The sequence below is a fragment of the Leptospira saintgironsiae genome (assembly GCF_002811765.1).
In the GTDB taxonomy this organism is placed as follows: domain Bacteria; phylum Spirochaetota; class Leptospiria; order Leptospirales; family Leptospiraceae; genus Leptospira_B; species Leptospira_B saintgironsiae.
Genome location: NZ_NPDR01000007.1, coordinates 24,291 through 35,604 on the forward strand (window position 1 = coordinate 24,291; position 11,314 = coordinate 35,604).

The following is an 11,314-nucleotide window of genomic DNA, read 5'->3' on the forward strand; positions in this document are numbered from 1 at the left end:
TCAAATTATCTGCCGATATTGAACCGCAGTGTAGGAGTTTCCTACAATCCGATAGCAATCAACAATCTACTCCGATTTATATTTACAACTGAAGAAGAATTAATAACTATATCGAATCTCGAAATCAGAGGATCTATATGAACAAAACAGTTATTAAAGTTTTATATTGGGCAACAACAGGTCTTATCGCTGTTGGAAATTTATTTGGAGCTTATGCATATACAAGCCAAAGCCCACAGGTTTTAGAGGGGCTTGCTCATCTAGGTTATCCTGGATATCTTGCTTTAATTTTGGGGCCTGCGAAGGGCTTGAGCGCACTCGCACTTCTTTATCCTAAATTTCCAAGGCTGAAAGAATGGGCTTATGCTGGAGTCACCTTCAACGTATTAGGTGCTGGACTTTCTCATCTTCTTGCAAAAGATCCAAACTTTGCGACTCCATTTATTTTCTTAGTTTTGGTTGCTGTTTCTTATACTACTTGGAGAAAGTTAGAAGCTGATAAAGCTTAAGTAACGATCTTTTTGTAGGAGTTCCTACATGTGTCAAGGCTCCCCCACCCCTTCGCAGTGACAATAGGAGCGAGAAGACGACCGCGTTGCGAGTCGGTGATCGATAGGTCATACGAGCGGGCCACTTTGGGTACTCGCTCAGTATGATCGAAAGCATTTTTCTAAAAACGACCCCCACCCTGCATTGGGATTGGGGGGAGTGGCTTGTGGGAGAGCCTCCGCTCCTGTATCATAAATTTCTAATCCTTTCAATCAAATTTTGCACCTCTAATGTTGGAGCTCCAACATTAGAAATTTTCTTGCAAACAGGTAATGTCCCTTATCTGCCCCGTAATGCTGCCCTTGATAAACGCTTACTGCTATCTCATTCGCGAGGGATCGAGCCGGGGTCACAAAAATCGCGAAGGCGATTTTTTGACCGGAGGTGAGAGCCCGGTCCGAGCGTAGCGAGAGACGCGACCAAATCGTTCTTAAAAAGAAACGATTGGTTCTCTTCTTCCGAATTGTTTGCCGTATTCTTCCCAGAATTTTCCGTTTGGGTTCCGAGGATTTTTTCGATCTCTGAATTCTGGTTTTAATCCTAATAGAAAATACATCGCAGTTTTTTGTTTGTTCTTCACCGGAAGTTTTCCGCGAGACTTGAATTGAAAATATTCATCGGTTAAATCCACGATGGATTGGGTCACGTTTACTTTTCCAGGTTCGCTATTGGATTCCATTCGGCTAGCGAGATTGACTGTGTCTCCCCAGACATCGTATGAAAATTTTCGTGCGCCGATTACTCCTGCGACTAAGGGGCCGGAGTGAATTCCAATTCTTGCCTTCCAGTTAGGGCCTTTTTTTAATTTTGATAATTCTTCCAGACGTTCAAGCATTTCTAATGCTGCGAGTAGGCTATCAACTGCATGAGAAGATCTATAGGAAGGAACTCCGGCTACGCACATATATGCGTCTCCGATTGTTTTCAATTTTTCTAATCTATGTGTTTCGGTGACAGAGTCGAAATGCCTAAAACAAAAATCTAATTCTTTTACTAGATCGTTCGGTGTAAGTTTTTCGGCGATAGAAGTGAAGCCATAAAAATCTGTGAATAGAACAGTGGCTTGGGTGATTAATCTTGGTTCGGAACTTCCTGTTTTTTTGAGTTCTTCTGCTGTTTCGCGTGGGAGTATATTCAATAATAATAATTCTGTTTTCGCTTTCTCTTCCTTGAGAGAACGGTCTGCTTCCCAAGCTGCTTGTGCCAATTCTTTACCGATGAATGAAAACCATGCGACCACCAGGACCAAACTAGTAAAATAAAAGTAACTTCTGTATTTTGGTTCTAAGCTAAGGATTGGATCGAAAAAATAAGGTATGATATGAACAGCAACAAACAAAAGCGCAAGTGCGGCTTCCATTAGGTAGATGTATTTCTTTTCTTCCGGAGGAAATATATAAAAGGGAAATGCAAAACTTGCAATAATGTATAGATCTAACCCTGCTTCTTGAGGCAGGATCCTGGAGATCATCAAGAGTTGCATTGTTCCTACGGCTGCTAGTAATAGTCTTGCGGCCTTGTGCGAACGAATAAAATTCAAGAATAGCACGAATGCATATCCGAATACATTTAGTGTCCAAAGTAAATATAGCCAGATTGGGAATGTTAACCCAAAGGCAGTGAATACAATATAATAAACTAATGTAAATATTGCCGTGATCAACACTACAGCGTTGGTGGCGACTATGTATCTTGCTCCTGGTGCGTCTTCTACTCCTATCGATAATAGTTTTTTCCAGATCCTTTCAGGGATCCGGCAATATTCGAATAAGGTCTTAAAAACGCTCATAGGCGACTATTTCGCAGGAATTTTGGAATGTTGGAAATACTTATTTATCCAAAGAAAATAGATATTTCGTATTTTTCTCTACGACCGGTTCATAAATTTCCATAGAAGCTTTTCCATTCATATCACAACCTTTTTCTATACAGGCCTTCATAAGTTCCGGATAAACTTTAAAAATTCCAAGGAAGATAGAAACAAAACTTTTCAGAGGAAAGTCAGCTGTTAGATATTTTTTCTTTTCGATAACCTTGTATTTTAAAGGTAAAGAAAATCCCGAAGGAATTTCAGTGATTGGCTCTGAAAACAAAGCACCTACTTCGCATCTTAATTTTTCTTCCGGAACAGTATTCGGATTATCCTTATAGATACCGAACATTTTATAATTCTTAAGTCCCTTCTCCGGAAATTCTTTTTGGATGGCTTCGAAAGTTTCTCCTACATTCCTATAATTTCCCACTCTGTCATGAGATAGAACATAGAACGGTCCTAATGTTTCTTCCTTTACCTGAACAGGATCGAATGCACCCAGATAATAAGAATAACCAACGCCTGAAACGACTAAAGCAAGAATAGCACCTAGAAAAATTTTCAACTTCATCATAAACTCCGGAAGGAAATTCTAAGCGAAGTACGATACTGATTGCAAGAAAGAAATTTATTGGACGCTGTGTTCTAAGAGCCCGTATTTCTCTTTTACTTTTTTGATCTGGACTTCCATATCCTTCCAAAGTGTTTCTTTTTGAGGATGGAAGGTGGCATATACACCTTGTCGGATCAGATCTACGATCTCATCCAAGGAGAAGTCCAAAAATCTCCAAAGTTTGAAATATTCGTAAGTTAGGTTAACATTAAATATCTCAGGGTCATCCGTATTAATACATAGTGGAAGACCTTGGTCATAATAATAACGAACAGGGTGATTTTGCTCTTTACGAACATATTTTCCGGTAAACACGTTAGACGTAACACAAATCTCTATTGGGATCTTGTTTTCTCTCAGATAATTTACCAGTTCAGGATCTTGGATGGCAGAAGTTCCGTGACCTATACGTTCCGCCTTACAAAGTTCTACAGCTTCCCAAATTGCCCAAGGACCATCGTCTTCTCCTGAGTGAGCAACTGTTCTAAGTCCTGCTTCTTTAGCTTTTTTAAATACTTCTGCGTAATCTCGAGCAGGTCCCATAAGCTCTGCTCCGCCTAAACCAATTCCGATCACTTCTTTATGTTTAAGTTTAAGAACTCTATTTAGATTGTTCATCGCATTTTCAGGACCAAATGATCTGGAAACGTCTACAAGAAGTCGGATCTCAATGCCATCCTTCTCCTTTTCCTCTCTAATACCTTCCACAAGTTGGCTTACCATTTCGTCGAAATCCAAACCGTTTTGGATAAACTTAGAAGGAGCGAAGAACACTTCAGTATATAAGATCCGATTTGCTCTCATATACTCGGCAAGGCTTCCCACAAAATAATAAAGGTCGGCAGGTTCTTTCACCAAACTTTGGATGAAGAAGAATACTTGGATAAAACCGTTTAGATCCTTAAAATTAAACTTAGCTTCAAACTCTTCGTCGCTGAGTTGGATCCCATTTTTAACCATGAGTTTTTTCATGGTGTCCTTATTGACGCAAGCCTCTAAATGAAGATGGATCTCCGTCTTAGGCAATTCTCTGATTAAATTGATAACATCCTGGTCTTGTAACTTTTTGGAAGAAAGATCTGCAGGTTCCAAAAATGCGGAAGCAGTTCTCTGCCCAGAATCATAAGCATCAGAGTCACCTAAAAGCCAACGAGGCGGATCTGAAATCTCGAGATCCAAAAGTCGGATCCTTTCGTTCAGTAGATTATTGATCTGTTTGTCGAAAGAAATTTGAAGGGAAGAAGAATAAGGCCGGTCTGCTGGGAGTCTGCTCTTCAGACGGTTTAATTCGGAGACATCCCGGTCTAAGATCCGGATTCTTTCCAAAATTTCTGAGAAGGTCACGCCCACGGAAGCAAGGTAAGTAAAACCCCGTCGGATTTCAATTCAGAAAAAGATTCTGAAGGTTTTCCCCTTATCTTTTCCGGAAATCTTCCGATCCTAAAAGAAGCGCCGGAGGATTTTGTCTCATGATCACAGCAAGAAAAACGTTTTTACCTTTCGCACTCCCCTCGATTTCCGAAAAAGCAATCGAAGAAGTGGCGGCGGTACTTCGCTCCGGCTGGATCACCTCAGGACCAAAAGTAAAAGAATTCGAAGAAGAATTTGCGAAATACACTGGAGCAGAATTTGCCCTGGCTATGAATTCCGCGACAGCAGGACTTCATCTCGCTTTGGAATCTATCGGACTTTGTTCCGAGGACGCAGTGCTTGTTCCTGCAGTAACATTTACAGCGACCGCAGAGACAGTTTGTTATTTTGGGGCAGAACCAATCCTGACCGATGTTGATCCTATCTTCAACCTGATGACTAAGGCCACCTTAATGGAAACCATTGAGAAAGAATGTGTATTTTCCAAAGGTAATTTGGTTCATAAAAAAACCGGAAAAACAGTGCGTGCAGTGATGCCAGTACATCTTGCGGGTGCTGTTTGCGATATGGATTCTATCAATTCACTCGCGAAAGAATATCATCTTTATGTAATTGAAGATTCCGCCCACGCCTTCCCAGCAATTCACAAGGGAGAAAAGATAGGCACTCACGGTGATTTCACTGTATTCAGTTTTTATGCTACTAAAGGGATCACTACCGGAGAAGGTGGAATGGTCACCACTCGTCATGCTCACTTCGCAGAAAGAATGAAATTGATGAGACTTCATGGGATTAATAGAGAAACTTACGGCCGTCCGGGCTGGTATTACGAAGTGGTTTCTCCAGGTTATAAATATAATATGAGTGATATAGCTGCGGCGCTTGGCCTCGTACAGCTTGCGGAAGCGGAGGATCTTTGGAGAAGAAGGATCCAAATCGCTGAAATCTACCGCTCTGAATTTGCAGACTTACCTTTTTTACATCTTCCTCTTCCTGCAATCGACGGAGAACATTCTTGGCATTTATTCAGGGTAGAAGTGGATACAGTTCCAGGAAAGATCAACAGAGACATCCTATGTTCTGAATTACAAAAAAGAAATATAGGATCCAGTCTTCATTTTATTCCTCTCTACGAGCACCCTTTTTATCAAAGATTCGGATATGAGAGAAAAGATTATCCGAACGCAGATACAATGTACAAAAGAACTCTTTCTCTTCCTCTATTCGCAGGAATGACTGATGGTGATATAGAAGATGTTGTCACTTCTGTGAAAGATATTTTTACAAATCTGTAAGAGTAGAATTTACGTTAGAATTGATGCGGGAATCAACATTCCGGCAACTTCTACTTAAAGAAAATATAAAACAAAAACACTTTTACGAAGAGGACTAAAAATCCGTCTTCCAAATCGGAAGCTTCTTCTGCTTTTTCAAAAGAAGAAAGTGCGATGATCCATTCTTCTACTTCTTCTGCTATATCAGAATCATCGAAGGCGGAAAGATCTATTTTTTTATAACCTGCTTTCGGGATCTCTACTCCGCATACTAAACACAAGTCTGAAATAATATCCAAGGATTCCTCTCGGACCAGTTCCGAAAATTCTCCCATTTCTTTGGTCTCGATCAAAACGGATTGTCCGAGTTCCAACACATCTTCCATCACGGATTCGGAACCTTCTTCGTCCGCTAAATCTCTCCAAGAGCGTAACGCTTCCAAGAGAAGGTCCGCAAGTTCCAAAACTTTTTCGGAAGCTTCTTTCTTGTCTTCTTCCGACAAATTCTCAGGAAGGCCTTGTAGCCAGGAAGTTTGGACTGCTTGGATAGCCCCTTCTCCGCTGCTTAAATATCTGAGCAAAAGATAAACGAGGGCCCAAACATTCTCCTTATGTTTTTTTCCGGAGTAGAAGTTTTGGATAGATTTGAATTCTTTCAGGGCGAATGCCATACTTCTCCTAAATTTTTCCGGGAAGTCGCTTAGACAAGCAGAATGTAAAGAATATCATTTTGCATTTTGGCTGAGGATCTGGAATACTGAGTCTATGCACCGTTTTCTTTTAGGACTGATCCAATTAAATAGCGGAACCAATGTGGACTTAAATCTGCAAAAATGTGAGAACTTCATTCGTGAGGCCGCTTCCGAAGGTGCAAAGTTAATTGGGCTTCCTGAAAATTTTCCTTTTTTAGGATCCGAAAAAGAGAAGTTAGAAAAAGCAGAAGAGATCAAAACTAAAACGATAAATCTTTTATCCGGTATTTCACAAAAACTGAATATAACTATACTTGCAGGTGGATTTCCAAATCCTGCGCCAAACGGAAAAGTTTTTAATACTTCCGTTATTTTCGGACCCGATGGAAAAGAAAAATTCGAATATCATAAAATCCATTTATTCGATACTGATCCTGGAGATGGTATTGAATATAGAGAATCCAGAACTGTGGAGTCAGGCGAAACTGTTCCAGAAACTTACAAAAGTCCAGAACTAGGAAATATCTCGTCTGTAATCTGTTATGATCTGCGTTTTCCTGAATTGTTTCGCGAAATTATGAAGAAGGATGCAGAAATGATCTTTGTTCCTTCTGCATTTACTAAGATCACTGGAGAGGCGCATTGGGAAATTTTGTTAAGAGCAAGAGCTATCGAAAACCAATGTTTCATATTTGCTCCTGCGCAAACTGGAGTTCATTTAAAAGGTAGAGAAACTTACGGACATTCTCTTGTAGTAGACCCTTGGGGAAACATTTTAGGAGATGCAGGAGAAGGTGAAAAAGTCCTTTTAACTGAAATAGATCTTGAAGAAGTGCAGAAAGTCCGTAAAAGAATTCCTGCACTAAAACACAGACGAATACATTCTTAAAGAATAGATTCGATTTCGCCTGAAAGAATCTATTCAATCCACTTCGGATATAATCCTAAACGATCTATCACTTCTCCGTCGTGAGCAGGAACAACCTCCAAATTCGGATAAGCTTTCAAAAGGGAATGTACTCTGTATATTTCCTTTCCGACGAGTTCCTGATCTCTATCCACAATAGATCTAAGTAATCTGGTTCTATGGGAAGGAATTTCAAAACCTTCTCTTGCCCAAGTAATATCTCCCGTAAAAAAGAATCTTTTGCCAGAAGGTAAATTAAGGAACATTCCGATATCTCCTGCAGTATGTCCTTCCATAGGAACGAATACAACAGAGCCATCTCCGAACCAATCCAGGCTTATGGAATAATTTTCATAAGGTTTAGGAGAAAAACCCAGATTCTTCCATATTATGTTTTCTGAATCTAGCTGTTTTGGTAAATATCCTTTTTCCACTCCGAATTCTTGCAGATGTTTTCTACCTTCTTCGGTGGACCAAATCCTTGCTTTAGGAAAATCTTCGACCCCGCCAGCGTGGTCCCAATGCAAATGAGAAAGAACGATGTCTCCAATCTTCTCCGAATCCATTCCGTTCGTTTTTAATTGAGAAACCAAAGGATTCGGATTTTCATAAGTAACCATAGGTTTTACATAAAATCTATGGTCTTTATATTGTTCCTGGATTTGAGTTCCAAGACCTGAATCAAATAAAAATATGCCTTTGGGATGTTCCACAAGAACAACACTATGATAGATCTGTTTTCTGTGGAAGAGAGGTCCACCTTCGAATATGAATGCGGAGGATGCCTTCTTCTCCCCTGTTTTAAAGATCGTAAACTTGAGTTTGGCTAGTCCAGAAGGATTTTCCAATCTTGGATCCTTGGATAATTTTTCCAACTCAGGGACTTCTGAAACTGCTAATTTAGGAATTCCTAATGCAGTACAAAATACTAAAAGTAAAACGGCGAGTATCGCCGAAAAAGTGATTTTAAGTTTCATAATTATTTCTCCGAAACGAGAAGTTTTGCTGTTTTAGAAGCGGATCGTATCGCGTTTATATTTCGGCTTGTCCTGGAAATCAAAATGGCTCCTTCCAATAAAGAAAGAATGCCTACCGCGAGTTCTGAAGACTTACTCTCCTCAAATCCGTTCTTCCGGAAAAACGAATCCAATATGGAGATCCAATCTTGGAAAACTGCAGCGCAAGTAGAGTTAACTAAAGAAGGTTCCGATGCGGTTTCAGAAGCTGTGGTCATGATCGGGCAACCCTTGGAAAAACCGGAAGATACAAGCCTGTATTCCAAGGCTGAAAATATCCTTTGGATCCCGGCCGGAACCGATTTGGCGGAATCCAAAACCGCCTTCAATTCCTTGGCCAATTCGTTGCCGGATACCAGAAGAGCTAAGGAAGCCAATTCTTCCTTTCCACCAGGAAAATGGAAATAGATAGATCCTTTGGGAGCCTTCGCGTCTTCTACGATATCGTTTAATCCGGTTCCCGCATATCCCCCGATTTCCAGACGCTCCGCCATGGCGCGGACCATCTTTTCCTTAGCGATTTCTCCCTTCTGACCCATAGGATCTTTAGATCAGATAAAAATAGACCGGTCAACATATTTTTTAAATAAAAGACAAATCCTTAGGATTTGCCTTCCAGAATTCCTGCCATATGTTCCCGGACTTCTACGATCAATTCTTCTTTGAGCTTTTGCCTGATGGCATTGATCTTCTCTTCGAATTTCAGTTTTTCACCCATTTGGCGGTATTGGATATCTCCCAATTCGCGGAAAACGTCGGTTAACATGTTTCCTTTAAATCCTAAGAAGAAGGCGAACCTTCTATACCAAGGAAATGTATGAGCAAGGCAGCTATAACCTACATTCCGAAAATCTTCGGCAGCGGATTCGTCGGAGAGTAAAGGAAGAAGTTTGTCCTTATTTTTGAATAACATCAAAAGAAAGCTGAGGCTAGTCATATTATTAAACGCGAATTTTTCAGACAATTCACGGAGCATATTTTTGACCAAAACCTTGTCCCATGGGCAAATGAATAACTCCGGACCTTCCGGGCTGTAATATATACAACTCAATAAACTGGAATCATGTTGGACGGACTTGATCACTTCCGAATCAAACGGCAGATCCCTTCCGATTGACAAAGACATATAACGTGCCATAGCACCTTTCCCGCTCAGTACAACTTTTTTGAGCCCGTTCTCCACACTCTTTTCTCTGGCTCCCTTCAGGAACATATCACTTTCCAGAGATTTTTGAGTGATCACTCTGGCTAAACGGAAGAAATCGGAGTACGCTCCTTTGTTTCCGGAAAGTTGGGTCAGTTTTGCAAACTCTTCCGAGTAAATGGATTTTCGGATCAATAAAGGATCGTTGTTCAATAGACCGGATTCGTCGGAAAGAATGGTTTCTCGGATTGTGATCAATTGTTCCGCTAATTTAGGATTTTCCGTAACTAATTTAGGGATCACCTTTTTTTCGTATAATTCGGATACTTGGGTGAATAATGCATCCGCGTCTTGATCGGGAACATGAATATAACCGCAGGTAGAAGTCCTAGTCAGGATCTCTTCTTCTTGGATAAAAGAATGGATGAGCTTATAATAATCATCCAGCAAATCCTTATGCATTAGGTTTTTATGATATATTTTCCCTAATAATTCTTTGGCCTTGTCCGTATAAGCGTATTTAAAATGAGGAGTATTCCCATCCGCTAAAGAATATAATACTTCGTTCAAAACAATCTCTCTATCGTTTTGGGATGAGATCTCGAAATTTCGTATCGTACCTGCGGATTTTCGAGCGATCTGGAAGAATATATCCCTTACTGTCTCTGGACTTCCCTTTTTAGAGGATTTGGCTCCCAATACATGAAGCAGTATCTCCAACTCACCCGTGTTCTTCTTGGCATAGATCCTGGGAACAACTAATAATAGTCCTTTAGAGATCAATTCACTGATCTCTTCCACAAACTTGTAGTCCAATTCTGTAATTGCAGGATACGCGGGGATCTTGCCGGAGTTTAAACCTTCACTATTCGTAGATTCTCCTGCGAGTAACAGGAGTCTTTCCATATCAGGACTGAAATAAGGCCTTTCGTCATTAGGATAAGAATCTTTGGATTTGATCTGTAAATATGCAGGTCTGAAAGAAGCGAATTTTCCGAACTCGCTAGTCGGCTGGTTTTGTTGATCAGGTGTCGTCATCGTTTCCATTTGAACATCCCGAAAAGAAATCAATAAATTTCTTCCTAAACTAAAAGACGAAAAGAAGGGATGAATTATTTAGAATTTTAAGATAATATAATAAATTAAAAAATGATTTATGTTAAGTACAATTTTATACTCCTTCTAAAATTAGTCCCGGTCTATCATTTTATCAATAAAATATGTCTTATTATATTTTCTGAATAGAAACAGTATACTTATCCAAGCAAAAGTATAGAGACCGTTCGTTTTAAAATCTTTCTACAATTTCCGGTATAGCATCGGATGTTGAAATTCCCACAAAATTGTAGTAGGAATATGCTTGCTATACATCCATTCGGTTCCAAGATCTCCGCATGATACAACATCCTTGGCACGAGGCCAGTCCCGGCCCAAATCCTCCTCACGAAGTTCATGCACTTGTAGAAATTCCTTCCGGAAGTAAGGCCAAGTTCGAAGTAGATAAGGACTCAGGGCTTATCAAATTGGACCGGGTACTTTTTGCTTCCGCGCATTATCCTGCTCATTACGGTTTTATTCCCCAAACATTGGGGGATGATAAAGATCCACTGGATATTTTAGTTCTTTGTTCGGAAGAAGTTCCTCCACTTTGTTTGGTACCTGCGAGAGTGGTCGGAGTAATGAGAATGATAGATAGAGGAGAAGGTGACGAAAAGATCCTGGCTGTCGCCTCTGGAGACAGAAGTTTCGACGGCATAGAGCATGTATCTCAGCTACCGAATTCTTTTAGAGCAGAGCTGACTCACTTCTTCTCCGTTTATAAACAATTGGAAAAGAAAGAAGTTAGGGTAGAAGAGCCAGAAGGCCCTGAGGTAGCAAAAGAGCTGATCCTCAGAGCATTAGATTTTTATAAACAGAAGTTCCCTAAAAAGTAAG

General features: G+C 40.3%; 11 protein-coding genes. 4 read left to right on the plus strand and 7 right to left on the minus strand.

Annotated elements, in window-relative coordinates:
* The first annotated feature begins 137 nt into the window (after positions 1-137).
* Positions 138-509, plus strand: coding sequence for a DoxX family protein (locus CH362_RS15100; RefSeq protein ID WP_100711167.1), 372 nt, complete (start codon positions 138-140; stop codon positions 507-509).
* A 470-nt stretch (positions 510-979) separates the two neighbouring features.
* On the opposite strand, the gene CH362_RS15105 is transcribed toward CH362_RS15100, so the two are convergent.
* The 3 genes from CH362_RS15105 to add all read right to left on the minus strand — a co-directional run bounded on the left by CH362_RS15105 (position 980) and on the right by add (position 4,325).
* Positions 980-2,338 (minus strand): adenylate/guanylate cyclase domain-containing protein, encoded by a 1,359-nt coding sequence (locus tag CH362_RS15105; RefSeq protein ID WP_100711168.1) that lies wholly within the window; start codon positions 2,336-2,338, stop codon positions 980-982.
* Between the two features lie 40 nt (positions 2,339-2,378).
* Positions 2,379-2,927 (minus strand): GyrI-like domain-containing protein, encoded by a 549-nt coding sequence (locus tag CH362_RS15110; RefSeq protein WP_165780280.1) that lies wholly within the window; start codon positions 2,925-2,927, stop codon positions 2,379-2,381.
* 63 nt (positions 2,928-2,990) lie between these two features.
* Positions 2,991-4,325 carry an adenosine deaminase gene (add, locus tag CH362_RS15115; protein WP_100711170.1) on the minus strand — a complete coding sequence of 445 codons (1,335 nt, stop codon included), beginning with the start codon at positions 4,323-4,325 and terminating at the stop codon, positions 2,991-2,993.
* 119 nt (positions 4,326-4,444) lie between these two features.
* Here add and CH362_RS15120 point away from each other — a divergent pair, with 119 nt between their 5' ends.
* A complete protein-coding gene (locus CH362_RS15120; RefSeq protein ID WP_100711171.1) occupies positions 4,445-5,641 on the plus strand; it encodes a DegT/DnrJ/EryC1/StrS family aminotransferase in 1,197 nt (398 codons plus the stop codon).
* 50 nt (positions 5,642-5,691) lie between these two features.
* Here the strand turns inward: CH362_RS15120 and CH362_RS15125 are convergent, their stop codons facing one another.
* Positions 5,692-6,291: a hypothetical protein gene (locus CH362_RS15125; protein ID WP_100711172.1), complete on the minus strand. Its 600-nt coding sequence runs from the start codon at positions 6,289-6,291 to the stop codon at positions 5,692-5,694.
* A 94-nt stretch (positions 6,292-6,385) separates the two neighbouring features.
* Here CH362_RS15125 and CH362_RS15130 point away from each other — a divergent pair, with 94 nt between their 5' ends.
* The gene (locus CH362_RS15130; RefSeq protein WP_100711173.1) at positions 6,386-7,201 is read left to right on the plus strand and encodes a carbon-nitrogen hydrolase family protein; all 816 of its coding nucleotides are present in this window, start codon (positions 6,386-6,388) and stop codon (positions 7,199-7,201) included.
* A gap of 29 nt (positions 7,202-7,230) precedes the next feature.
* Here the strand turns inward: CH362_RS15130 and CH362_RS15135 are convergent, their stop codons facing one another.
* The 3 genes from CH362_RS15135 to CH362_RS15145 all read right to left on the minus strand — a co-directional run bounded on the left by CH362_RS15135 (position 7,231) and on the right by CH362_RS15145 (position 10,426).
* Positions 7,231-8,196, minus strand: a complete 966-nt coding sequence (locus tag CH362_RS15135; RefSeq protein ID WP_100711174.1) for an MBL fold metallo-hydrolase — start codon at positions 8,194-8,196, stop codon at positions 7,231-7,233.
* Between the two features lie 2 nt (positions 8,197-8,198).
* Complete coding sequence (locus CH362_RS15140; protein WP_244280607.1) at positions 8,199-8,729, minus strand: TetR/AcrR family transcriptional regulator; 531 nt, start codon at positions 8,727-8,729, stop codon at positions 8,199-8,201.
* Positions 8,730-8,836: 107 nt separating this feature from the next.
* The gene (locus tag CH362_RS15145) at positions 8,837-10,426 is read right to left on the minus strand and encodes an exonuclease (RefSeq protein ID WP_208859593.1); all 1,590 of its coding nucleotides are present in this window, start codon (positions 10,424-10,426) and stop codon (positions 8,837-8,839) included.
* Positions 10,427-10,776: 350 nt separating this feature from the next.
* Here CH362_RS15145 and CH362_RS15150 point away from each other — a divergent pair, with 350 nt between their 5' ends.
* Positions 10,777-11,313: an inorganic diphosphatase gene (locus CH362_RS15150; protein ID WP_024864077.1), complete on the plus strand. Its 537-nt coding sequence runs from the start codon at positions 10,777-10,779 to the stop codon at positions 11,311-11,313.
* The last annotated feature ends 1 nt before the right edge of the window (position 11,314 follow it).

Bases quoted from the DNA above. Each gene is read 5' to 3' on its own strand.
- CH362_RS15105 (WP_100711168.1), bottom strand. From the start codon at position 2,338: ATGAGCGTTTTTAAGACCTTATTCGAATATTGCCGGATCCCTGAAAGG.
- CH362_RS15100 (WP_100711167.1), top strand. From the start codon at position 138: ATGAACAAAACAGTTATTAAAGTTTTATATTGGGCAACAACAGGTCTT.
- CH362_RS15130 (WP_100711173.1), top strand. From the start codon at position 6,386: ATGCACCGTTTTCTTTTAGGACTGATCCAATTAAATAGCGGAACCAAT.
- CH362_RS15140 (WP_244280607.1), bottom strand. From the start codon at position 8,729: ATGGCGGAGCGTCTGGAAATCGGGGGATATGCGGGAACCGGATTAAAC.
- CH362_RS15135 (WP_100711174.1), bottom strand. From the start codon at position 8,196: ATGAAACTTAAAATCACTTTTTCGGCGATACTCGCCGTTTTACTTTTA.
- CH362_RS15145 (WP_208859593.1), bottom strand. From the start codon at position 10,426: ATGGAAACGATGACGACACCTGATCAACAAAACCAGCCGACTAGCGAG.
- CH362_RS15125 (WP_100711172.1), bottom strand. From the start codon at position 6,291: ATGGCATTCGCCCTGAAAGAATTCAAATCTATCCAAAACTTCTACTCC.
- CH362_RS15120 (WP_100711171.1), top strand. From the start codon at position 4,445: ATGATCACAGCAAGAAAAACGTTTTTACCTTTCGCACTCCCCTCGATT.